19 protein-coding genes are annotated in these 23,244 nt (G+C 69.9%); 6 read left to right on the plus strand and 13 right to left on the minus strand.

The genetic code is table 11. The features are described 5' to 3' along the window. Nucleotides 1-43: 43 nt before the first annotated feature. From ACOCMH_RS19535 to ACOCMH_RS19555, 5 genes are read right to left on the minus strand one after another with little or no spacing between them, the layout of a single operon-like run. A complete protein-coding gene (locus ACOCMH_RS19535) occupies nt 44-1,831 on the minus strand; it encodes an acyclic terpene utilization AtuA family protein (RefSeq protein WP_427312601.1) in 1,788 nt (595 codons plus the stop codon). Next, the gene (locus ACOCMH_RS19540) at nt 1,828-3,858 is read right to left on the minus strand and encodes an acetyl/propionyl/methylcrotonyl-CoA carboxylase subunit alpha (protein ID WP_427312602.1); all 2,031 of its coding nucleotides are present in this window, start codon (nt 3,856-3,858) and stop codon (nt 1,828-1,830) included. Before ACOCMH_RS19540 ends, ACOCMH_RS19535 begins: the two co-directional genes overlap by 4 nt. A gap of 47 nt (nt 3,859-3,905) precedes the next feature. After that, nucleotides 3,906-4,751: an enoyl-CoA hydratase/isomerase family protein gene (locus ACOCMH_RS19545; protein ID WP_427312603.1), complete on the minus strand. Its 846-nt coding sequence runs from the start codon at nt 4,749-4,751 to the stop codon at nt 3,906-3,908. Nucleotides 4,752-4,783: 32 nt separating this feature from the next. Beyond that, nucleotides 4,784-5,944, minus strand: a complete 1,161-nt coding sequence (locus ACOCMH_RS19550; RefSeq protein WP_427312604.1) for an acyl-CoA dehydrogenase family protein — start codon at nt 5,942-5,944, stop codon at nt 4,784-4,786. Between the two features lie 45 nt (nt 5,945-5,989). Further along, entirely contained in the window at nt 5,990-7,609 is a 1,620-nt protein-coding gene (locus ACOCMH_RS19555) for an acyl-CoA carboxylase subunit beta (protein WP_427312605.1), read from the minus strand. Between the two features lie 116 nt (nt 7,610-7,725). On the opposite strand from ACOCMH_RS19555, the gene ACOCMH_RS19560 reads away from it, so the two are divergent. The 5 genes from ACOCMH_RS19560 (at nt 7,726) to ACOCMH_RS19580 (ending at nt 13,826) form a co-directional block, all read left to right on the plus strand. Then, nucleotides 7,726-8,469 (plus strand): IclR family transcriptional regulator, encoded by a 744-nt coding sequence (locus ACOCMH_RS19560; protein ID WP_427312606.1) that lies wholly within the window; start codon nt 7,726-7,728, stop codon nt 8,467-8,469. Between the two features lie 132 nt (nt 8,470-8,601). Beyond that, on the plus strand, nt 8,602-10,752 hold the full coding sequence (locus ACOCMH_RS19565) for an acetate--CoA ligase family protein (RefSeq protein ID WP_427313325.1): 2,151 nt from the start codon (nt 8,602-8,604) through the stop codon (nt 10,750-10,752). 10 nt (nt 10,753-10,762) lie between these two features. Continuing rightward, nucleotides 10,763-11,767: a tripartite tricarboxylate transporter substrate binding protein gene (locus ACOCMH_RS19570; protein WP_427312607.1), complete on the plus strand. Its 1,005-nt coding sequence runs from the start codon at nt 10,763-10,765 to the stop codon at nt 11,765-11,767. Nucleotides 11,768-11,781: 14 nt separating this feature from the next. Beyond that, complete coding sequence (locus ACOCMH_RS19575; protein WP_427312608.1) at nt 11,782-12,666, plus strand: SDR family oxidoreductase; 885 nt, start codon at nt 11,782-11,784, stop codon at nt 12,664-12,666. Nucleotides 12,667-12,674: 8 nt separating this feature from the next. Next, nucleotides 12,675-13,826 (plus strand): acyl-CoA dehydrogenase family protein, encoded by a 1,152-nt coding sequence (locus tag ACOCMH_RS19580; RefSeq protein WP_427312609.1) that lies wholly within the window; start codon nt 12,675-12,677, stop codon nt 13,824-13,826. 85 nt (nt 13,827-13,911) lie between these two features. Here the strand turns inward: ACOCMH_RS19580 and ACOCMH_RS19585 are convergent, their stop codons facing one another. The 7 genes from ACOCMH_RS19585 to ACOCMH_RS19615 all read right to left on the minus strand — a co-directional run bounded on the left by ACOCMH_RS19585 (nt 13,912) and on the right by ACOCMH_RS19615 (nt 20,752). Beyond that, nucleotides 13,912-14,238 (minus strand): AzlD domain-containing protein, encoded by a 327-nt coding sequence (locus tag ACOCMH_RS19585; protein ID WP_427312610.1) that lies wholly within the window; start codon nt 14,236-14,238, stop codon nt 13,912-13,914. Beyond that, complete coding sequence (locus tag ACOCMH_RS19590; protein ID WP_427312611.1) at nt 14,235-15,071, minus strand: AzlC family ABC transporter permease; 837 nt, start codon at nt 15,069-15,071, stop codon at nt 14,235-14,237. The genes ACOCMH_RS19585 and ACOCMH_RS19590 overlap by 4 nt, the downstream gene beginning before the upstream one ends. A 187-nt stretch (nt 15,072-15,258) precedes the next feature. Continuing rightward, nucleotides 15,259-16,878: a D-alanyl-D-alanine carboxypeptidase/D-alanyl-D-alanine endopeptidase gene (gene dacB / locus ACOCMH_RS19595; protein WP_427312612.1), complete on the minus strand. Its 1,620-nt coding sequence runs from the start codon at nt 16,876-16,878 to the stop codon at nt 15,259-15,261. Between the two features lie 51 nt (nt 16,879-16,929). After that, nucleotides 16,930-17,517 (minus strand): MarR family winged helix-turn-helix transcriptional regulator, encoded by a 588-nt coding sequence (locus ACOCMH_RS19600; RefSeq protein WP_427312613.1) that lies wholly within the window; start codon nt 17,515-17,517, stop codon nt 16,930-16,932. Then, a complete protein-coding gene (locus tag ACOCMH_RS19605) occupies nt 17,514-18,665 on the minus strand; it encodes an ABC transporter substrate-binding protein (protein WP_427312614.1) in 1,152 nt (383 codons plus the stop codon). The genes ACOCMH_RS19600 and ACOCMH_RS19605 overlap by 4 nt, the downstream gene beginning before the upstream one ends. A 223-nt stretch (nt 18,666-18,888) precedes the next feature. Further along, nucleotides 18,889-20,142 carry a flavin-dependent oxidoreductase gene (locus ACOCMH_RS19610; RefSeq protein WP_427312615.1) on the minus strand — a complete coding sequence of 418 codons (1,254 nt, stop codon included), beginning with the start codon at nt 20,140-20,142 and terminating at the stop codon, nt 18,889-18,891. A 145-nt stretch (nt 20,143-20,287) separates the two neighbouring features. After that, nucleotides 20,288-20,752 carry a PACE efflux transporter gene (locus ACOCMH_RS19615; RefSeq protein ID WP_427312616.1) on the minus strand — a complete coding sequence of 155 codons (465 nt, stop codon included), beginning with the start codon at nt 20,750-20,752 and terminating at the stop codon, nt 20,288-20,290. Nucleotides 20,753-20,860: 108 nt separating this feature from the next. On the opposite strand from ACOCMH_RS19615, the gene ACOCMH_RS19620 reads away from it, so the two are divergent. Beyond that, the gene (locus ACOCMH_RS19620) at nt 20,861-21,763 is read left to right on the plus strand and encodes a LysR family transcriptional regulator (protein WP_427312617.1); all 903 of its coding nucleotides are present in this window, start codon (nt 20,861-20,863) and stop codon (nt 21,761-21,763) included. Here the strand turns inward: ACOCMH_RS19620 and ACOCMH_RS19625 are convergent. Beyond that, complete coding sequence (locus ACOCMH_RS19625) at nt 21,760-23,235, minus strand: efflux transporter outer membrane subunit (RefSeq protein ID WP_427312618.1); 1,476 nt, start codon at nt 23,233-23,235, stop codon at nt 21,760-21,762. The genes ACOCMH_RS19620 and ACOCMH_RS19625 overlap by 4 nt on opposite strands. Nucleotides 23,236-23,244 lie beyond the last annotated feature (9 nt).

Below are 23,244 nucleotides of genomic sequence, written 5' to 3' on the forward strand. Positions count from 1 at the left end.
CGCGTATTGTTGATAAGGCTTCGATGCCCGCGTTCTTGCGGCTCTAGTTGGCCCAGCTTTGCGGCACCGCCAGCGGAAAATCCAGCAGCATCTGTGCATAGCTCTTGCCCAGCGGATCGGAACGCAGGCTCGCCACGCCGCCGCCGCCCAGCGCCGCATGCAGCAGGAAATTGAGCGCGTGCAGCCCCGGCACCTCGAAGCGCTCGACCTCGCCGTCGACCAGGTGGGCAAAGTAGCCGCGCACGGCCTGCGGTGTCAGCTGCTCGCGCAGCAGCGGCAGGTATTCCGGCCGGCGCGCGATCACGCCGATGTTTTCGTCGTCGCCCTTGTCGCCACTGCGGGCATAGGCCAGTGCCACCAGCGGCCGGATTACGCGCCCCTCGTCGGGGATGGCGGCACCCGGTGTTGCGGGGAGTGGTGCCGGCTGCGTCGCGGCGCCGCTCAGGGCCGCGTCGGGCAGCACGATCTTGCCGTCGCCCAGTGTCACGCGCATCGGCACCTGTTCCTTGGGCACCAGGAACGAGAACACCTTGACCACCGGCTGGATCTCGACGCGGCCCGCGAAGGACGAGCGTGTGCCGGCGGCCATCGAGGTGCCCGCCGACGAGCACTCGCGCTGCAGGAAGGCCAGCGCTTTAGCCTGCGCATGGCGCGCGCCGATGCGCAGCACGACTTCGCGCGTGGGCAGCGCGCGCGCATGCGGGCCGTACTGCGATTCGCAGCCGAGCAGCTCGACCATGGTTTCGCTATAGTCCGGCAAGCCGCGCGCCGCCAGCATGGCGCGCGTGCGCTGGAGCAGCGCGTCGGCGGTGCGGCGGGCCTTGGCGGGCGCGTCGATGCCGCGGATCGCCATCATCAGGCTGAGCTGGAAGCCGTCCTGCCAGGTGGCGTTGGCCTTGTAGTGGCTGCCGGGCGCGCGGCCGCGCGCGCCGCTGACGCGCACCTGGCCCGGTGCCACCAGCTCGGTGCGCACCATACGGAAGTCGCAGGTCACGTCCGGCATCAGGTAGCTGGCCGGGTCGCCCACTTCGTACAGCACTTGTTCGCCAACCGCTGCCGGATCGACCAGTCCGCCAGTGTCCTCCGGCTTGCTCAGGACGAAGCTGCCATCTTGCGCGCAATCGATCACGGGATAGCCGATGCGGTCCCAGTCCGGCACGCGTTGCCAGTCGGTGAAAAGCCCGCCGGTCGCCTGCGCGCCGCACTCGATCACGTGGCCTGCCAGCGTGCCGGCGGCGAGGCGATCCCAGTCCGACCAGTCCCAGTTGAATTCGTGGGCGAGCGCGCCAACCACCACGGCGCTGTCGACGCAGCGCCCGGCGATGACGATGTCCGCGCCCAGCGCCAGCGCGCGCGCGATGCCTTGCGCGCCGGTGTACACGTTGGCCGACCACGGCTCGGTGGTCGGCATCGGGTTGCCGGCCAGGTCGGTCAGGCCGTCGGCGCACCATTGCGCGAAGCGCGGCTGGATGTCGTCGCCGCTGACCACCGCGATGCGCGGCGACAGGCCCTGCTGCGCCGCCACCTGTTGCAGCGCATCGCGGCACGCTTCGGGATTCAGGCCGCCGGCATTGGCCACCACGCGAATGCCGCGCCGCAGGATCTCGGCCAGGTGCGGTGCCATCGCCGCGTGCACGAAGTCGGTCGCGTAGCCGAGCTGCGGGTCGCGCGCGCGGGCGCGCGCCAGGATCGACATGGTGGTCTCGGCGAGGTAGTCGTAGACCAGGTATTGCAGACCAGGCACGGTCAGCAGTTGCGGCGTGGCGATCGCCGAGTCGCCCCAGAAGCCGGAGGCGCCGCCGATGCGGACGGTCTTTGCGGGTTCGCTCATGCCGGCTCCTTGTCGTGGGTTTGCGTGTCGGCTGGCGTGTCGGCCTGCGCTTGCACGCGCGCCAGCACGGCGCCCGCACTGGCCTGTCCGCCGGCGCGCGCGGCCAGTTCCGTCACCACGCCGGCAAAGGGCGCGGCGATGAGGTGCTCCATCTTCATGGCTTCCAGCACCACCAGCGGCTGGCCCGCCGCCACGTGCTCGCCCGCGGCGACGTGCACGGCGACGATGCGCGCGGTCAGCGGTGCCTGCAGCACGCCATCGGCGCCACCCTCTTTGCCCGCCTTGCGGCGGGGGTCATGCAGGCCGAAGCGCCAGGCGCGGCCGGCCTGGAACAGGTGCAGCGCATTCGGATCGCGGGCAAAGACCAGCGGATACGCCACGCCGTCGCACTCGACCAGCGCCGTGCCCCGGGCGGCATCGGCGCGCAGCACGCGCAGCGCGACGTCGACGGCAGGCGCCTCGGGTTCGCGGCGGGACAGGCTGACATGCCAGCCATCCGCGCCGCTATGCAACAGCGCCTGCCAGGACTGCCCGGCAATGTCGAGCACGACATGCGATGGCGGCCGCGCAAGCAGCGCCGGCGAGCCGCCGAGGTCCAGCGCGCCAGCCGCCAGCAGTGCCGCGCATGCCGACACCTGCGCGGGCGGTTGCGCGGCTTGCAGCGCCGCCTGCATATGGGTCTCGACAAAGCCGGTATGGACCTCGTTGCCGGCGAACGCGGCGCTCGCCAGGCAATCGGCCAGGAACGCCTGGTTGCTCGGCACGCCCAGCAGCACGCAGTCCTCGACCGCGCGCAGCAGCTTGCGCCGCGCCGCCTCGCGATCGGCGCCATGCGCGACCAGCTTGGCCACCATTGAGTCATAGTGCGTGGGGATGGTGCCGCCTTCCTCGAGCGCATGGTCGACGCGCACGTCGCGGCCCGCAGCCGGGGGGCGCCAGCGCAGCAGCGGCCCTCCCTGCGGCAGGAAACCGGCGGGCACGTCTTCGGCGGTAAGGCGCACTTCGATGGCATGGCCGGTGAAGCGCACCGCGTCCTGCGTGGCCGGCAACGGCTCGCCGGCGGCCACGCGCAACTGCCATTCGACCAGGTCGAAGCCGGTGATGGCCTCGGTGACCGCATGCTCGACCTGCAGGCGCGTGTTCATCTCCATGAAGTAGAAGTTACCGCCGCCGTCGAGCAGGAACTCCATCGTGCCGGCGCCGACGTAGCCGATCGCACGCGCAGCGCGCACCGCGGCATCGCCCATGCGGGCGCGCAGCGCCGCGCCCACGGCGGGCGAGGGCGCTTCCTCGATGACCTTCTGGTGGCGGCGCTGCACCGAGCAGTCACGCTCGCCGAGATGAACGACGTTGCCGTGGCTGTCGGCGAAGACCTGGATCTCGACATGGCGCGGTGCCATCACGGCGCGTTCCAGGATCAGCTCGCTGGAGCCGAATGCCGTCGCGGCCTCGGAGCGCGCGCTGGCCAGCGCGGCGGGCAGCTCAGCGGCCTCGCGCACCAGCCGCATGCCGCGACCGCCGCCGCCGGCCGCGGCCTTCACCATCAGCGGGAAGCCGATCTGCGCGGCTTGGGCCAGCAGCGTGCCGTCGTCCTGCGCGGTGCCCTGGTAGCCGGGCACGCACGGCATGTCGGCCGCCAGCATCAGCCGCTTGGCCTCGGCCTTGTTGCCCATGGCTCGGATCGCCTGCGCCGGCGGGCCGACGAAGACCAGCCCCGCGGCAGTCACGGCTTCGGCAAATTCGGCGTTCTCGGCGAGGAAGCCATAGCCAGGGTGCACGGCATCGGCGCCGCTGCGGCGCGCGGCGTCGACGATGGCCGCGATGTTCAGGTACGACGCGCGCGGCGCGGCGGCGCCGATGCAGACCGCGCGGTCGGCGCAAGCGACATGCGCGCCATGGCGGTCGGCCTCGGAATAGACGGCCACGGTGGCGAGGCCAAGGCGGCGCGCACTGCGCATGATGCGCACCGCGATCTCGCCGCGGTTGGCGACGAGCAGCGTATGGAAGGGGCGGCTGTTTGCAGGCATGGGCAATCCGGTGAATCGGTGTAAAAAGTCGGGCGATCGTGGGGGGATCAGGGGATGGCGTGCGCGGCGCGGACGGTGTCGGCATCGAAGCGCGCCACCCAGCTGGCATCGCGCTTCTCGCGGAAGGCGGCCACGCCCTCGGCGCCTTCGCGACGCATGCACTGCGCGAACAGGCGCGACGCCTCATCCAGCAGCGGCGCCACCGGCTCCTCGCGGCAGCGCCCAACCAGCGTCTTGAATACGCGATTGGCATGCGGGCCGCAGCGGCCGATGCGGGTCAGCCATTCGGCGACCAGCGCGTCCAGCGCCGCGCTGTCTTCGGCGAGCTGGTCGACCAGGCCCATGGTGATGGCCGCCTGGCCGCTGATGCGCTCGCCGGTCAGGCCGAGCCGCCGCGTTGCCACTGTGCCAAGGCGCTGCACCACGAACGGCGCAATCTGCGCGGCGATGATGCCCAGCGTGGTTTCCGAAAGCGCGAAGCGCGCCTCGCGCGTGGCCAGCACGAGGTCGGCCGCGCACGCCAGGCCCATGCCGCCACCCATCGCGGCGCCGTCGACGGCGGCGATGACCGGCACCGGCAAAGCGGCCAGCCGCTGCATGAAATAGCCGAACTGGCGGTTGCGCGCGGCCACGGGGTCATCGTCGCCGGCATCGGCCTGCAGCCGCGCCTGGAAGTTGCCGACATTGCCGCCGGCGCTGAAAATGCCGCCGGCGCCGCGCAGCACCAGCGCACGCACTTGCGGATCCGATTCGGCCTGTGCCACCGCGTCGGCCAGCGCGGCCACCACTTCAGGCGCCAGCGCGTTGCGCGTGGCGGGGACATGCAGCGTGGCAAACAGCACGCCGTTGGCACGGCGCACGATCACGCCGGGGTGGTGCAAGGGATCAGGCATGACGGGGTCCGGTTCGATTCGAGACAACGCGCTCAGCCGCGCGACATCAGGCCCATCTGCTTGGCGATGACCTGCAGCATCACTTCATCCGCGCCGCCGCCGATCGAGCCCAGCCGGAAGTCGCGATAGGCGCGCGAGGCATGGTTGTCCCAGGTGTATCCCATGCCGCCCTGGAACTGCATGCACCAGTCCGCCACCTCGCGCGACAGCCGGCCCGCCTTGAGCTTGGCCATCGACGCCAGTTCGGTGACTTCGCCGCCCTGGATATAGGTCTGCGTGGCCACGTAGACCAGCGCACGCAGCGCTTCCATCTCGGTCTTCAGCTCGGCCAGCTTGAACTGGATGAACTGGTTGTCGAGCAGCGGCTTGCCGAAGGCGATGCGCTGGCGCAGGTAGTCGGCGGTTTCCTCGATCAGCGCGGTGCAGGCCAGCCGGCGTGCGGCGCCGTTCAGGCGCTCTTCCTGGAACTGCTTCATCTGGTAGATAAAGCCCATGCCTTCCTCGCCGATGCGATGGCGCACCGGCACCCGCACCTCGTCGAAGAAGATTTGCGCGGTGTCCGAGCACCACATGCCGAACTTCCGGATCTTCTGCACTTCCACGCCTTTGGCGCGCTTGCCGTTCTGCTTCAGCGGCACCACGATCAGCGACTTGTTCTTGTGCGCGGGGCCATCGGAGGTGTTGCACAGCAGGCAGATCCAGTCGGCCTGGGTGCCGTTGGTGATCCACATCTTGGAACCGCTGATGACGTAGTCGTCGCCGTCGCGGCGTGCGCGGGTCTTCAGCGAGGCCACGTCTGAGCCGGCGCCCGCTTCCGAGACGCCGATCGAGCAGACCATGTCGCCGGCAATGGCGGGAGCCAGGAATTCGCGCTTGAGCGCATCCGAGCCAAATGCGGTCAGCGCCGGCGTGGCCATGTCGGTCTGCACGCCGACGCCCATGCCGATGCCTTGCGCGCGCGCATAGCCGAGCGCCTCGGCCGCGGCGATGGCATAGGAGAAGTCCAGCCCCAGGCCGCCGTACTCGACCGGCTTGGTGATGCCGAGGAAGCCTAGAGCCCCCATCTTCCTGAACAGTTCATGCGCGGGGAAGATCTCGGCGGCTTCCCATTCGTCCACATGCGGATCGATCTCGGCTGCGACGAAGCGGCGGATACTCTCCATGATGTTGCGGTGGTCTTCGGTGTAGAGCATGTTGGTCTCCAGGATTTCTTGTTGGCGGGTCGGGTGCGGGCGGCTTCAGAGGCGGGCCACGCCGAACTGCACGGCGCGTGGCGCGCGCAGGCTGCCCTCGCGCGCCGTCGCCAGCACGAAGGCCAGCACGGCGCGGGTGTCGCGCGGATCGATCACGCCGTCGTCCAGCAGCAGCCCGCTGGTGACGAAGGCGCTGGCCTGGCGCTCGAAGTTGGCGACGATCTCGGCAGTCTGCGCCGCGAGCTGGCCCTCGTCCACCGGCACGCCCTTGCGTTCGGCCTGCTGGCGCGCGACGATCTCCAGCGTCATCGCCGCCTGCTCGCCGCCCATCACCGCGGTGCGCGCGTTCGGCCAGGCGAAGCAGAAGCGCGGATGGAAGCCGCGCCCGCACATGCCGAAATTGCCCGCGCCGAACGAGGCGCCGCAATAGATCGTGATTTGCGGCACGGTTGAATTCGACAGCGCCTGAATCATCTTCGAGCCGTGCTTGATCATGCCCGCCTCTTCCGAGGCGCGGCCCACGATAAAGCCGGTGGTGTTCTGCAGGAACACGATCGGCGTGCCGGACTGGTTGCACAGCTGGATGAACTGCGCCGCCTTGGTCGCGCCGGCCGGATCGATCGGGCCGTTGTTGGTGATGAAGGCGACCGCATGGCCCTCGATGCGCGCATGGCCGCATACGGTGCCGGGGCCGTAGTCGGGCTTGAACGGCAGCCACGCCGAGTCGTCGACGATGCGGGCGATGACCTCGCGCATGTCGACCGGGCGCTTCATGTCCAGCGTCATCACGCCGTCGAGCTCGGCCGGGTCCAGGCGCGGCGCGCGTGCCGGCTGTGCCGGTGCCGGTGCCACCGCCGGCCAGTCCAGGCTGGCGACGATGTCGCGCGCGGTGGCGATGGCATGCTCGTCGTCTTCCGCCAGGTACTCGGCCAGGCCGCTGACGGTAGCGTGCAGGTCGGCGCCGCCCAGTTCCTCGTCGGTGGCAATCTCGCCGGTTGCGGCCTTCAGCAGCGGGGGCCCCGCCAGGAAGGCACGGGCGCGCTTGCGCACCATCACGACATAGTCCGACAGCCCCGGCATGTAGGCGCCGCCGGCGGTCGACGAGCCGTGCACCACCGTGATCACCGGCAGGCCCGCGGCCGACAGGCGCGCGAGGTTGTAGAACAGGCTGCCGCCGCGGATGAACTTGTCGACGCGGTATTTGCGCAGGTTGGCGCCGGCCGATTCCACCAGGTGGATGAAGGGCAGCCGGTTTTCCAGCGCGATTTCCTGGCAGCGCATCAGCTTCATGTTGCCGGCTTCGGTCATGGCGCCGGCGTCGATGCCGGAATCGGTGGCGAGCACCATGCAGCGCACGCCGCAGACAAAGCCGATGCCGGCCACCAGCGATCCGCCCGGCACCGAGGTGTCGGGGTCGGGGTCGTCCATGCCGAAGCCGGCCAGGCTGGCGAGCGGAAGGAAGGGCGCGCCCGGGTCGAGCAGGCGGCCGACGCGCTCGCGCGGCAGCAGCGCGCCGCGCCTGGCGAAGGCGGGGCGGGCGCGCTCCGACGCGGCCACTGCGCGCTGCTCCAGGTGGTGCAGGCGGTCGATCAGCGCTTGCATGCCGGCGCGCTGGCTGGCAAAGATGTCGGAGGTCGGGTCGACGCGGGTCTCGATGGGAATCATGACGCTGGCTGTGGGGTTCCGTGATGGCTGGATTGCAAACCAGCGCGGCGCGGGGGACAACCGCAATCGCGCCGTTTGTGCATAATGTGCACAACGTCCCGCAACAGGCCACACCCATGCCCACCAAGAACCCGGCGCCAGGCGGCGTCCAGAGCCTGGCCCGAGCCTTCGCGTTGTTGCAGCGGCTCGCCGAGCAGCATGAAGGCGGCGTGGCGCTGCCCGAGCTGGCCCGACAGGCCGGCATCGACCGCACCACCGCGCACCGCATGGCGCGCTTTCTAGAGGCCGCCGGCTACATTGAGCGAGAAACCACGGGCAAGCGCTACCACCTTGGCACCGCGGCGATGGCGCTGGGGCTGCGCGCGATGAACCGCCCGCCGCCCAACAGCGTGCTGGTGACCCGGATGAAGGCGCTGGCGCGGCTGACCGGCGACGCGGTCTTCCTGATCGTGCGCATCGGCGACCATGGCCATTGCCTGCACACGGAAGAGGGCAGCCACCGCATCAAGTCGTTCCAGCTGCTCACCGGCAGTTCGCGCCTGCTGGGGCAGGGCACGGGCAGCATGGCGTTGCTGGCGCGCATGGACAACGAAGCGATCCGCGCGCATTACGAGCGGCACCGTGCCGAATACGAGGCTGGCGGTCTCAGCCTGCTCAAGCTGATGCGCGGCGCCGAGCGCGCCCGCGCCAGCGGCTACGCGCTGGCAGGGGCCGACGGCGTGGCCGGGGTCGGCTTTGCACTGCCGCTGTCGATGGGCGCGGAGGCGGCCATCAGCATCGTGTCCGCGGCGTCGCGGATGCCGGTGTCGCGGCGGCATGAGATGGGGCGCATCATCACGTCGATGTTCGCGCAGGTTTGAGGCATCACTTGGCGTGGCGGCGCGTGGGCCCGGTGTGCACCATGTGCACAACCGCGGCCGGCAGGCTTGCCCCCGCCTGCCGCATCGGCTTGAATCGCTCCACCTTCCGGTACAGGAAGGCTGGAGATGACGATGACCCTAGCCGCCAAGGCACCCCCCACGGCCCGCGCCGCGCTGTCCCAACCGCCGCTGTCCAGACTGCTCGAGCCTGCGTCGATCGCCATCATCGGCGCCTCGCGCGATACCAGCCGCATCGGCGGCGTGGCGCTGGACCACCTGCGGCGCCTCGGCTACCGCGGCGCGGTCTACCCGGTCAACCCGCGCTACGCCGAGATCGGCGAGCTGCCTTGCTATCCCGACATCGAGTCGGTGCCGCAGACGCCCGATGTCGCCGTGCTGGCATTGGGCGCGGACGAGGTGTTGCCGCAACTGCGCCGCTGCCATGCGGTCGGCATCCGCGCGGCGATCCTCTACGCCTCGGGATTTGCTGAAGCGGGCGCGGCCGGCGTGGCGCGCCAGGCCGAGCTGAGCGCCTTCGCCCGCGACAGCGGCATGGCCATCGCCGGCCCCAACTGCATGGGCCTGGCCAACCTGACCACGCGCGCCGTCACCGCCTTTGCCACCACGTTCCGAGCCTTCCCGCCGCAGGACGGCCCCGGCCATGTCAGCCTGCTGACGCAGAGCGGCAATGTCTGTGCGATCGTCTATGCCACCGGCCGGCAAATGGACGTGGGTTTTCACCAGTTCATCAACACCGGCAACGAAGCCTGCCTCGACTACGCCGACTACCTGGACTATCTCGCCGACGATGCGCAGACCGGTGCGGTCGCCGGCTATGTCGAGGGCCTGCGCAACGGCCCGCGCTTCATCGACGCCGCGGCGCGGCTGCGCGCTGCCGGCAAGCCGCTGATCCTGCTCAAGGCCGGCGAGAGCGAGGCCGGTTCCTCGGCGACGCAATCGCACACCGCGGTGCTGGCCGGCAACCAGGCCATCTACCGTGCGGCTTTTGCCCAGCTGGGCGCGATGCAGGCGCGCGATCCCGCGCACCTGACCGACGTGGCTTACCTGTCGGGCTTTCGCCAGCGCAGCGCGGGCCGGCGCGTGGTGGTGGCGTCGGTGTCGGGTGCCATGGGCGCGCTGTCCGCCGACCTGTTGAGCGCTGCGGGGCTGGCGGTGCCGCCACTGGACCAGGCCGTGCAGCAACGCCTGCAGGCCTCAGTGCCGGAGATCGGCGGCGTGGCCAACCCGGTCGACATGACCGGCAACCTGTTCAACCGCGACGGCCTGGCCTACGCGGTGCTCGACCACCTTGCCGCCGATGCGGGCACCGACGTGATCTTCCTCTACGCCACGGCCTATCTGCTCGACCGCGTTGCGGGCGAACTGATCGACGTGGCTGGCAAGACCAACCGGCTGATCGTGGTCGCGACCACCGGCGAACCGGCCAGCCGGGCGCGGCTGGCAGCAGCGGGCATCGCGCTGTTTCCTGACGTGGCGCGCGCCGCGCGGGCCCTTGGCACCTATGTCGGCTGGCTCGGCACGGCGGCGGCCACGGCGCGCTGGATGGCACTGCGCGCGCAGGCCGGGGCGGGCGCGGCCGGCTACTTGCCGGACGTGGCAATGGACGAATACCAGGCCAAGCAGTGGTTGGCCGGCTTTGGCGTGCCGATTGGCGCCGAAGCGGTAGCCGCGACGCCAGACCAGGCGGCGATGGCTGCCGAACGAATCGGGTACCCCGTCGCGGTCAAGGTGCTGAGCCCGGACATCGCCCACAAGACCGAGGTCGGCGGCGTGCGCCTGGGGCTGGCGGATGCGCAGCAAGTGCGCGTCGCCGCGGCCGAAATCGTGAGCAGCGCAAGCTTTGCGATGCCGCAGGCGCGCCAGCGCGGCGTGCTGGTGCAGCAGATGAGCAGCGGCGTCTGCGAGCTGATCGTCGGCGTCACGCGCGATCCGGTCTTCGGCCCGGCGATGACCGTCGGCCTGGGCGGCATCTTCACCGAGATCTTCCACGACGTGGCGCACCGGCTGCTGCCGGTGGACCGCGAGATGGCGCGCGAGATGCTGTCCGGCCTGCGCGGCTACCGGCTCATGACCGGCTTCCGCGGCAAGGCCGCCGCCGACCTCGACGCGGCCGCGGCGGCCATCGCCGCGCTGTCCGATGCGGCACTGGCGCTGGGTGACCAGCTTGGCGAGATCGAAGTGAACCCGCTGATGGTGCGCGCGGCGGGGCAGGGCGCGGTGGCGCTCGACGCGCTGATCGTGATGAACGGGCAGGCATCTTGAGGGGCAAGCCATGGCTGGGAACACTGAAGTCATCGACGGCCGGCGCCGTACCGGTCTGGCGCTGCTGGCGCTGGGCATCCTGGCGCCGCTGGGCATGCTGGCAGCCCGCCACGCCCGGGCGGCGGGATTTCCGGCGCGGCCTGTCACGCTGATCGTGCCGTTCGCGGCCGGCGGCGCCACCGACACGCTGGTGCGCACGCTGGCAGACGGCGCCAGCAAGCATCTGGGCCAGACTGTCGTGGTCGAGAACCGCCCCGGCGCAGCCGGCGTGCTGGGTGCCAACGTGGTTGCACGTGCCAGGCCTGACGGCTATACGCTGACGATCATGCCCGAGCCGGTGTTCCGGCTGCCACACCTGCAGAAGACGCAGTTTGACCCGATGCAGGATTTCACCTACGTGATCCACCTGACCGGCTATTCGCTGGGCGTGTCGGTGCGCGCAGAGTCCCCATGGAAGTCCTGGCCGGAGATGGTCGATGACGCGCGTCGCCACCCGGACAAGATCAGCTATGGCACCACGGGCACCAACAGCACCATGCACGTGACCATGGAAGAGATCTGCCAGAAGCTCAGGATCCGGCTGAATCACGTGCCGTACAAAGGCGAATCCGAAATCATCACGGCGATGATGGGCGGGCATATCGACCTCGGCGTGACCGCCGGCGGCATCGGCCCATACGTCGACACCGGCAAGGCACGCTGGCTGGTGCTGTGGACCGCCGGCCGTTCGCGCCGATGGCCCGCCGTGCCGACGCTGCGCGACGTGGGCCTGGACATGGTCTCGACCTCGCCATTCGGCATCGCGGGGCCGCGAAATCTGGACCCGCAGGCGGTGCAGGTTCTGCATGATGCCTTCCGCAAGGCCCTGCACGATCCCGCCATGCAGCAGATGCTGGACCGGCTTGACCAGGAAACGGCCTACCTCGACAGCAGCGGCTACGCCGCGTTCGCGCGCCAGCGCTACGACAGCCAGGGCAAGCTGGTGAAGCGGCTAGGCCTGTCCGCCACCCCATGATCCCGGAGACCCGCATGCAATACCATTCCGTGTTTCACCGCGAACTCTTCACCGGACGCACCATCCTGATCACCGGCGGCGGCAGCGGCATCGGCCGCTGTACCGCGCATGAACTGGCGAGCCTGGGCGCAAGCCTAGCACTGGCCGGCCGCAAGCTGGAGAAGCTGGAGCAGGTGCGTGCCGAGATCATCGCCGCCGAGCCCGCCGCCGCGCCGCGGATCTCGCTGCATGTGTGTGACATTCGCGACGAAGTCCAGGTGCGCCAGACCACCGCCGACGTGCTGGCGGCGCACGGCCGCATCGACGGCCTGTTCAACAACGCCGGCGGGCAATTCCCGTCGCCGCTGCGCGACATCAGCCTGAAGGGTTGGGAAGCGGTGGTGCGCAACAACCTCACCGGCGGCTTTCTGGTGGCGCGCGAGTGCTTCACGCAATGGATGGAGGCCAACGGCGGCGCCATCGTCAACATCATCGCCGACATGTGGCACGGCATGCCCGGCATGGGGCACTCCGGTGCCGCGCGCGCGGGCATGCTGTCGTTCACCGAGACCGCGGCGTGCGAGTGGGCCGCGTCGGGTGTGCGCGTCAATGCGGTAGCGCCCGGATGGATTGCCTCCAGCGGCTTCGACACGTATCCGGAAGCGTTCCAGGCGAAGATCCGCCGGCTCGCCCGCAAAGTGCCGCTGCAGCGTCTGGGCACCGAACCCGAAGTCTCTGCCGCGGTGGTGTTCCTGCTGTCGCCGGCGGCGGCATTCATTACCGGCTCCACCGTGCGCATTGACGGCGGCGTGCCCAATGCCAAGCACACCTGGCCGCTGCCGCCCCACCAGCGCTCCGCCCCATTCAACGGTTTCCCGCTGTACCAGCCGCCGCAATGCCTGGTGCCGAGCGCTGACTGAGGCGCGTGATGAACCTGCAACCGTCCAACCCCCGCCATTATTCTGCCGAACACGAATCGTTCCGCGCCTCGGTGCGCCGCTTCTTCGAGACCGAGGTCGCACCGCATGCGGACGCGTGGGACGAAGCCGGCAGCTTCCCGCGCGAACTGTATCGCAAGGCCGCTGCAGCCGGCCTCCTGCAGCCCGGCTTCCCGGAGGCCTATGGCGGCGTGCCCTGCGACGCCTTCTACCGCATGATCCTGTTCGAAGAGCGCGCCTGGGGCGGTTCCGGCGGCATTGCCTCGGGCCTGTTCTCCCACACCATCGGCGCCCCGCCGATCGCCGCTGCCGGCAGCAAGGCAATGAAGGCGCGCGTGCTGCCGCCGATCCTGTCCGGCGAAAAGATCTGCGCGCTGGCGATCACCGAACCCGCGGCCGGCTCCGACGTCGCGCAGCTCGCCACCAGCGCGCGCCGCGACGGCGGCCATTACGTGGTCAACGGTACCAAGCTGTACATCACCTCAGGCATGCGCGCGGACTACCTCACCGTGGCGGTGCGCACCGGGGGACCCGGGGCGGGTGGGGTCTCGCTGCTGCTGGTCGAAGGCGATACGCCGGGCCTGACGCGCATGCCGCTGAAGAAGATGGGCTGGTGGGCGTCCGACACCGCGCAGCTGTTCTTCGACGACTGCCGCGTGCCGGTGGAGAACCTGATCGGCGAAGCCGGCAAGGGTTTCGCCGCGATCACGAAGAACTTCAACCATGAGCGCCTGGCGCTGGCCGCGGCAGCGTGCGGCTACGCGCAGGTCTGCTACCACGACGCCCTGGAGTGGGCACGGGCGCGCCGCACCTTCGGCAAGCGTCTGGCCGACCACCAGGTGGTGCGCCACCAGCTGGTCGACATGGCCACGCGCATCGAAGCGACACGCGCGCTGCTCGACGACCTCGCCAGCCGCCTGGACGACGGCGCCACGCCGGTGGCGCAGATTGCCATGGCCAAGAACCTGGCCACGCGCACCTTCCAGTTCTGCGCGGACCGTGCCGTGCAGTTGCTGGGCGGCATGGGCTATATGCGCGGTAGCCGCGTGGAGCGCCTGTATCGGGAAGTGAAAGTGATGATGATCGGCGGCGGCGCCGAGGAGATCATGAAGGACCTGGCGGCACGGCAGCTGGAGATCTAGCGCCTCGCCGCTTTGGCATGCCCTGCAGCCGGCCTGGCGCGCAGGCGGACGCGTCCGGGTCGGCCGGCGTCCGGCGCAAGGGGGTTCATCCCCCAAGCAACCTGAGCCCCGTATACACCGCCATCCCCACCGCAATCATCCCCACCATCTTCCTGGTGAGCAGGTAGAACACCGTCGCCGCCACCCCAGCCATCAGCTTGTAGTTGCTCAACGCCACCGTGAAATGGCCCTGCCAGGTCATCAGGTCCGGCAGGATGATGGCAGCCAGCGCCGCCGCTGGCGCGTAGCGCAGCGCGCGCTGGATGCGGTCCGGCACGGTGATGTGCTCGCCCGCCATCAGGAACAGCGCGCGGGTGATCACGGTGACCACCGCCATGCCGATCAGCGCGATCCAGACTTCGGTATGGCTCATGCGCGGTCTCCCGGTACGTCCGCCGCGTTGGGCGCCGGCTTCTGCGGGGGGTTGGCGAGCGGCGCCGGCTTGCGCCGCCGGATGCCGCGCAGCGCCGCGCGCGCGGCCAGTTCGTCGCTGGCCATGCCGGCGGCGATCGCGCCCACCACGGCCACCACCAGCCCGAGCCGGTACGGCAGGTCGAAGCACAGCAGCGCCAGCACCGCGGAAATCACCACCGCCATCAGCGTCGAGCGCGAGTTGATGGTGGCGATCATCACCGGGATCAGCGCCATGGTGCCGGCGAGGCCCAGGCCCCAGCTGTCGGGGAACAGGCTGGCCAGCACGATGCCGATGATCGACGACACCTGCCACATGCAGAAATTGGTCAGCGCCATGCCCCAGAAGTAGCCTTCCTTGCCGGGCTCATAGCCGGGCGTGCTGTACTTCTGCAGGAAGTAGACGAAGTGCAGGTCGCCGTTGAAGAAGCCCAGCACCGTGCGCCGCGCCAGCGTCAGGTAGCTGAAATGCGGCTGCATGCCGGCGCTGAAAATGACGAAGCGCAGGTTGACCATGGCCGCGGTCAGCCAGATGGTCCATAGCGGCAGCCCGGCGGCGAACAGCGGCAGCACCGCCAGCTGCGCCGAGCCGGCATAGACCAGCAGCGACATGCCGATGGCCTCGGGCACCGTCAGCACGGATTTGCTCATGGCCACGCCCGTGACCAGGCCCCAGGAAAATACCGCGGGCAGGGACGGGGCAAAGCGGCGCGCGCCGTCGATAAAGCCGGCGCGTTCGGCGGGTGCGAAGCGATGCCAGAGTCGCAACCACGCCGGGGGTTGTCGGGAAGTCATGTCAGAGGAAGTGGGGGCAATGCGGCCCGGGGCCGAGGGCCGGTCCGGAAGGCTGCCGCCGCGGAACGCGGCCGGCACCCTGGCATTATAGGGTGGATGGCGGGCTGGTAAGCGGCTGCTTAACAAAATGCCAGCGCGCCGTTGGCGGCAGGCCACGGCGCCGCGACGTGGCCTGGTCGAAGGGGCGTCAGGGTGCCCCGCGATACACCCACTGCAGCAGGGCGTCATGCGCCTCCTGCGCCTGTGCGGCATTGGGGTGGTTGATCATGCTCACCACCACGTAGCGGCCGCCTTCGGCCGCATCCACATAGCCGGCCAGCGCGCGCACGTCGGCCAGCGTGCCGGTCTTCAGGTAGCCGTTGCCGGCCGCGTTGGCGCGCGTCAGGCGGTTGCGCAGCGTGCCGTCGACGCCCAACACCGGCAGCGAGTCGATCAGCGCCGGCCCCACCTTGCTGGCCGCCGCCTGCTGCAGCAGCCGCGCCATGTCATAGGCGCTGATGCGTTCCGCGCGCGACAGGCCCGAGCCGTTGTCCAGCACCAGCCCCGGCATGTCCAGCCCCTGGCGCGCCAGCCAGTGCTGCACCACGCGGATCGAGCGTCCGGTGCTGGCGGGCCCGCCGCGGTCCATCTCGGCGCCGATGGTCAGGAACAGCTGCCGTGCCATCACGTTGTTCGAGAACTTGTTGATGTCGCGCACGATGTCGGCCAGTGGCAGGCCGTAGTGGCGCGCCAGCAGCACGGCGCCGCGCGGCACCTTGCCGCTGCGCAGCGCGGGCAGGTGGGCAAAGCGTCCGCCCGCGCGCTGCCACTCGGCGACGAAGCCGCCCCAGGTGAATTCCGCATGCGACAGCGTGGCGATATTGAGCACGTGCTCGCCGCAGTCGCTGGCATAGTCGCCCGCGAACGACGCCAGCACGGTGCCGTCCGCCTGCGGCAGCACGGTGGGACTGGCGTTGCTCTGCCAGTCGCCGCAGCGGCCGTTGGTCAGCGTCAGCCGGTTGTCGAGCTTGAGCTGCGCCAGTTCCGGCGTGACGCTGACCGCCACGGTCTGCGTGGCCGGGTCCGGCGTCAGCGTGAACGACAGCGTCTTGAAGGCGTACAGCAGCGCATCGGGCCCGACGTTGTAGGCGCGCTGCATTTCGCCGTCGATGGTGCCGTTGCTGTCCAGGCCATCGGCGAAGTAGCTGCGGTCCAGCACCAGGTCGCCGTTGATGGTGGTGGCGCCGGCGGCGCGCGCGCGGGCCACCAGCTTGGCCATTTCCTCGGGCACCAGCTTGGGATCGCCGTGGCCGCGCAGGTAGACGTTGCCGTTGACGGTGCCATCGAAGCCAGGCTGCGCGTCGGCGTAGAGCGAGGTCTGCCAGCGGTAGTCGGGCCCTAGCAGCTGCAGGCCCGCGAAGGTGGTGACCAGCTTCATGGTCGAGGCCGGGTTCATCGGCTGCTGCGCGTTCCAGCTGGCCCGCGCGGTACTGTCGCCGAGCCGCACCACGTAGAAGCTGGCCGCCGCCGCCGGCACGCCGGCGCGGCGCAGCGCCGCGGCCACCGGGGCCGGCACGCCGGCGCTGACCAGCGCCGGGTCGGCGGCGGCCTTGGCGGCTTTCGAAGCTTTGGGGGCTTTCGCGGCTTTTGCTGCCTTGGCCGCCTTCGCTGCCTTGGCGGGCGGCTTGGCGTGGGCCGGGGTCAGTGCCGGGCCGCCGGCCAGCAGCACGGCGGCAATGATGGGCGAGAGCAGTGGCGACAGGCGGCGCAGCAGGGCCCCGGGTCGCGCTGCGGTAGGCGCGGCGATGGTTCTTGGCATGGCGGCCATGTTAACGCATGGCCGCCGGCAAGCGCATGACAGCCTTGATGCCCGGCGGGTTCAGCCCGCGCGCGGCGGTGCCAGCCGCGCCAGCAGCGATTTCAGCGTGGCCTGCTCGGCTTCGCTCAGCACCGAACTGACGTGGGCGTCGTGCGCCACCACCGCCTGCGTGGCGGCTTCCAGCGTGCGGCGCCCCGCCGGGGTCAGCACCAGGCTGTAGGCGCGCCGGTCGGCGGCGGCGGGGCGCCGCGCCACCAGCTTCATCGCTTCCAGCGCATCGACCAGCAGCACCGCGCCCGAGCGCGCGATGCCCAGGATCCGGGCCAGCTCGGTCAGCTTCAAATGCGGGTTGCGCGAGATGATCACCAGCGCCGAAAAGCGCGGCGGCGTGATCTGCCATTGCGCCAGCGAGTGCACGAAGTCTTCATAGATGCGGATCTGCGCGCGGCGGATGGCGTAGCCGACCAGGTTGTCGAGCACGCCGTAGTCGATGTTCGGCACATGGGGATCGAAGCCGGCGTCGGCACTGTCGCCGGCGGCAGGGTCGGGTGCCAGCGGGTCGCGGGCCTTGCGCCGCGCGGGCGCCGCGGCGGTGCGGGCCCGCCGCGCGGGGACGGCGGGCGGTGTGCCGGATGCGTCGGGAATCATTTGAGCAGTTTCCAGTTGCCGTTCTCTATTGTCACCATAACCCGCCCGCGCTGGTCGAAGCCATAGTGGTCTTGCCCACTGTAATTCAGCACGCCGTGCGACACCACGATGTCGCGCTCGGTCTCCAGCGCATGGCGCAGCGCCTGGCGGAACGCCGGCGTCCCTGGCCGGGCGTGCTTCAGGGCCACGGGCACGATGCGTTCCAGCACCAGCCCGGCATCGTAGGCATGGGCGCCGAACTGCGTTCGGCTGTCGGCCCCGTACTGCTTTTCATAGCGGGTGACGTAGTCCAGCCCGGGCTTGCGCACCGGGTCGGCCGCGGGCAGCTGCTCCGGCACGATCACCGGGCCGGCGGGCAGGATCGCGCCGTTGACCAGCCGCCCGCCGATACGGATCAGGTCTTTGGTGGCCGCGCCGTGGGTCTGGTAGAGGGTGCCGCCGTAGCCGCGCTCGCGCAGCGTGGTGTGCGGCAGCGCGGCGCCGGTGCCGGCGCCGGCGATCAGGATGGCATCGGGTTTGGCCGCAATCAGCTTGAGCGCCTGCGCGGTCACGCTGGTGTCGGCGCGGCCGTAGCGCTCGGTGGCGATCAGGCGGATGCCGTTGGCCGTGGCGGCGGCGGTGAAGTCCTTCAGCCAGGTCTCGCCGTAGGCATCGGCAAAGCCGATAAAGCCGATGGTCTTGACGCCGTTGGTCTTGGCGGTGGCGGCCACGGCATTGGCCATCAGACGCACCGGCTGTGCCAGCCGGAAGGTCCAGGCGCCGCGCCCGGGCTTCAGCTCGATCGGCGAGAACGCCAGCTGCACGGTCTGGGCTTCGTCGGCTACCTCGGCAATGGCGATCGAAGGCGCCACCGCTGACGAGCCCAGGATGATGTCGACCTTGTCCTCGGCGACAAAGCGGCGCGCCACCTTGGCGCCCTGGGTGGGATCGGAGGCATCGTCCAGCACGATGTAGCGCACCGGCTCGCCGCCGAGCTGCTGCGGCAGGTAGGCCAGCGAGTTTTTCTGCGGGATGCCCAGCGACGCCGACGGCCCGGTGGTGGACAGGCTGACGCCGACGGTGATGTCGGCGAGCGCGGTGGTGGCGGTGAACGCCAGGATGGCGGTCAGTGCGAGCCGGGTGAGGGTTGTCGGGGAATGGGGTGCCATGGCTGTCTCCTCGGTCTGATTGGTCTGATGCGTGTCCGCGCCTGCGGGTTTGCTCCCCTCTCCCGCTTGCGGGAGAGGGGCAGGGGGTGAGGGCAGGAGCGTCAATGGCTGATGACTTCAGGATAAAAACCATCAGCTTCGCTTGCTGTGGCCTGTTGCTAGACCACCCCTCACCCCGGCCCTCTCCCCATGAGGGGAGAGGGAGTACACCGTTGGCACTGGTTTAAGTCTTGCCCTGCATCGATTGCCGGTCGAAGCCTGCCAGTTGCTTGTACCGCAGCGAGATCGCTTCCAGTTCCGCCCGCGGAATCACCTGGTCGATCTCGGCGAAACCCTGCGGCGCGCGTTCCTCGGCTAGCTGCATCACCTGCTCGGGGCCGTTCATGCGGTTGCGCAGCACGATGCCGGCGGTGCGCGGCAGGCGCTCGGCCTCGTATTCGCGCAGCGCGTAGCCGGTGTCGCGGGTGCCGCGCAGGCTGTCGACCAGGTAGCGTGCGTCGAGGATGGCCTGGGCGCTGCCGTTCGAGCCGATCGGGTACATCGGGTGCGCGGCGTCGCCCAGCAGCGTGACGCGGTCGAAGGTCCAGCGCGGCAGCGGGTCCTTGTCGACCATCGGAAATTCGTAGATGGCCTCGGCGCCGTCGATCAGCGCGGGAATGTCGATCCAGTCCCACTGCCAGTTGGCAAACTGCGCGCGGAACACGGATTTGTCGACCTGCTTGTTCCAGTCGCTGCGCGGCGGGGTGTCGGGCACGCTGTCGGGCACGCGCAGTTCGGCAATCCAGTTGACCAGCGCGCGGCCCTGGCGGCGCAGCGGTTCGGAGATGGGGTAGGCGACGAACTTCTGGTCCTGGTGCCCGGCCATGAACATCGAGCGGCCGTCGAGGTACGGCGGCGCCTCGGTGACCGCGCGCCACAACAGACGGCGCGAAAAGCGCGGCTGGTCGCCGGTGGGGTAGAAATGGCGGCGCACCGCCGAATGGATGCCGTCGGCGCCGACCAGCACGTCGGCACTGGCCTCGACCCCGGCGTTGTCGCCGCGGCGGCGCAGGACAAAGCGCGCGGGGCCATGCGCGCCGGTGTCCAGCACGGTTTCAAAGCTGTGGCCGGTATGGACCGCGCCGGGGCCCAGGCGCTCGACCACCGTGCGGTGCAGCAGCATCTGGAATTCGCCGCGGTGGATCGAGAACTGAGGCCAGTCATAGCCGGCGGCCAGCCCGCGCGGCTCATGCCAGATGCGCTGGCCCAGCTTGTTGTAGTACGACAGGGACGAGGTCTCGACGGCGATCGCGGCCAGTGCATCGCGCAGGCCCAGCTGGTCCAGCACGCGCACGGCGTGCGGCAGCAGGTTGATGCCCACGCCCAGCGGGCGCAGCGATTCGCTGGCTTCCCAGACCTCGGCCTCGATGCCGTGGTGGTGGCACAGCAGCGCCAGCGTCAGTCCGCCGATGCCGCCTCCGGCGATTGCGATCTTCATGGTGTCTCCCGCGTGCAGTTCGCGCCGGAGCCGCGCATGGCGGCACCCGGCGATCGAATTTGTTATGGAGTATAACGATTCGACCGGTTGCGGCAAGACGGGAAAGACCCCGGCGCATGGCGTCCGGGGTCGGGAAAAACCCTGCTCAGCCCAGCGCGGCGCTCTCCGGCTTGGATTGCGGCTTGGACTGCGCCTTGACCGACGGCACCGGGAACACGATGTCGTACAGCCAGTTGTACACCAACGCGTAGACCATGTAGAAGCCGGCCACGGCGATGTCCATGATGAGCGCTTCGACCAGGCTGATACCGAGATACCACGCCAGCGACGGCAAAAACACCACCAGCAGGCCCAGCTCGAACAGCAGCGCGTGCAGCACGCGCACCGGCACCGATTTGCGCAGCTGGCCGGTGAAACGCAGCATGCCCTTGTCGAACAGCACGTTGTACAGGTAGTTCCAGCCGGTGGCGATCAGCGAGGCGACCGCGCCGATCAGCCCCATCTGGTGCAGTTCATAACCGAAGGCCCAACTCGCCAGCGGGGCGAAGATCAGCAGGCCGACCACCTCGAAGCCAACGGCATGGCGGATCCGGTCCCAGGTTTTGCGCATGGTTTCTCCTTGCAGGCAAACACGATGGGGCCTAGTCTATCTGCTGGGCAGGGATTGCCAAGTTGGATACCATCGGTTTAACAGATAGATGTCGAGACGGAGGTACGGATGAGTCTCTCGCTGGAGCAATTGCAGGCCTTCGTCGCGGCAGCCGACACCGGCTCGTTTTCCGCCGCCGCGCGCCGCCTGGGCAAGGCCCAGTCGGTGGTCAGCGCGGCGGTGTCCAACCTGGAGATCGATGCCGGCAACGCGCTGTTCGACCGTGCCGGCCGCTACCCGGTGCTGACCCCGGCCGGCGAGCGGCTGCTGGCGGAGGCACGCGTGATCCTGGAGCGCTGCGAGCACTTCCGCGGCGTCGCCAAGAGCCTGGGCGAGGGCGTGGAGACGCGGCTGGTGCTGGCGGTCGACGAGCTGTATCCGGAAGAGACGCTGGGCGTGCTGCTGGAAGAATTTTCCCGGCGCTTCCCGGCGGTAGAGCTCGAGCTCCTCTTTCCGCTGATGGAGGACGTCAGCCGCCTGGTGCTCGAGGGCTGCGCCGACCTCGGCATCATGTGGCGCCAGGAGGTGCTGCCACCGGAACTGGGCTTCCATGCGCTGGGCTGGATGCCGATGCAGATCCTGTGCGCGCCCGACCATCCGCTGGCATCGCAACGGGTCGACTGGGAAGAGCTCAAGCGCTACCGCCAGCTGATGGTCGCGACCCGCACCGATAGCGAGGAAAAGATGCGCCTGCGTGTCGCCGCCGACGTGTGGTGGGTCGAAAGCCAGTGGGTCATCGTCGAGCTGGTCAAGCGCGGACTGGGCTGGGCCTTCGTGCCATGGCACGTGGTGGCCAATTCGCCGGCCGCGGCGCAGCTGGTGTCGCCGCCGCTGGCGTTCCAGCAGCAGGACTGGCCGGTGGCGATGGAGCTGGTCTGGCACAAGCAGCGGCCGCTGGGCAAGGCCGCCACCTGGCTGCGCGAGCGCATCTGCGCGCAGCCGTTGCCGAGCGCGCCGCAGCGCGGCGCCTAGCGCTGCCCGACGGTGGCGGCTTCCTGGCCACCGGCATTGCCATTCACCGGCTGGGCGTGCCAGCCGCCCCCCAGCGCCTTGATCAGCACCACGGCTGCGGTGTACTGGCGCCCGCTGATCGACAGCGCGGTGCGCTCGGCGGTGTAGGCGCTGGTCTGCGCCGTGAGCACATCGAGCAGGCCCGCGGTGCCGGCGCGGTAGCGGTTGTTGACCAGCGCCAGCGCCTCGCGCGCCGAGCGCAGCGCGTCGTTCTGCACCACCGCCTCCTCTTCCAGCAGCCGCTGCGCGGCGAGGTTGTCCTCGACCTCCTGGAACGCGCCCAGCACGGTCTGGTGGTAGTTCGCCACGGTCTGGTCGTAGGCCGCCACCGCTTGCGCCTTGGCCGCGCTGCGCAGGCCGCCGTCGAACAGTGTGCCGGCCAGCCCGCCGCCGATCGACCAGATCCGGTCGGGCAGCGACATCCAGCGCGCCAGCGTGCTGGCGGTCAGGCCGCCGCTGGCCGACAGCGACAGGGTCGGGTAGTAGGCCGCCTGGGCCACGCCGATCTGCGCATTGGCCGACGCCATGCGGCGCTCGGCCGCGCCGATGTCGGGGCGGCGCTCCAGCAGTTGCGACGGCAGCGCGGCCGGCACGCGCGGCGCGGCGGCGCGGAACTCGCCGGCGGCCAGCGACAGTGCCGCGGGCGGCTTGCCCACCAGCACGGCGATGGCGTGCTCCAGTTGCGCGCGCGTGATCTGGATATCGATCTGCTGCGCCTGCGCACTCTTGAGCTGGGTCTCGGACTGCAGCACGTCGGAGCGCTGCGCGGTGCCGGCGGCGTACTGGTTCTGCACCAGCTGCAGCGACTTCTGGTAGTCGGCCACGGTGCGGTCCAGCAGCGCCTTCTGCGCATCGGCCACGCGCAGCAGGAAGTAGCTTTGCGCCAGCGTCGCCTGCGTCGACAGCAGCGCCGACGCCAGGTCGGCCTCGCTCGCCTGCGCGCTGGCCTCGCTGCTTTCCACCTGGCGCCGCACGCGGCCCCAGACGTCGAGCTCCCAGGTCGCGCCCAGCGTGAGGTTCTGCCCGTTGAGCGTGTTGCCGCTGGCGCCGCGCGCGCGCGAGGCCCCGGCTTGCGCATCAACGGTGGGGAAGAACCCGGCGCGCGCGGCCTGCAGCGACGCCACCGCCTGGCGGTACTGCGCCTCGGCGGCCTTGATGTTCTGGTTCGAAATCTGCACCTCGGCCATCAGCGCATCGAGCTGCGCGTCGCCGAACACCGTCCACCAGTCGGCGCGCGCCAGCGCATCCTGCGGCTCGGCGGGCTTCCAGTCGCCACGCCAGGCCGGGGTGGCGGCATCGGCTTCCTTGAAGGATTCGGACACCGGCGCATCGGGGCGCTGGTAGTCGGGGCCGACGGCGCAGCTGGTCAGCAGCAGCGCGCACGCCAGCGGTACTGGCAGGGCATGGGTCAGCAAGCGGGAAAAAGCGGTCATGGCGAATCT

Source organism: Cupriavidus sp. H39 (assembly GCF_050271075.1).
GTDB lineage: Bacteria > Pseudomonadota > Gammaproteobacteria > Burkholderiales > Burkholderiaceae > Cupriavidus > Cupriavidus necator_B.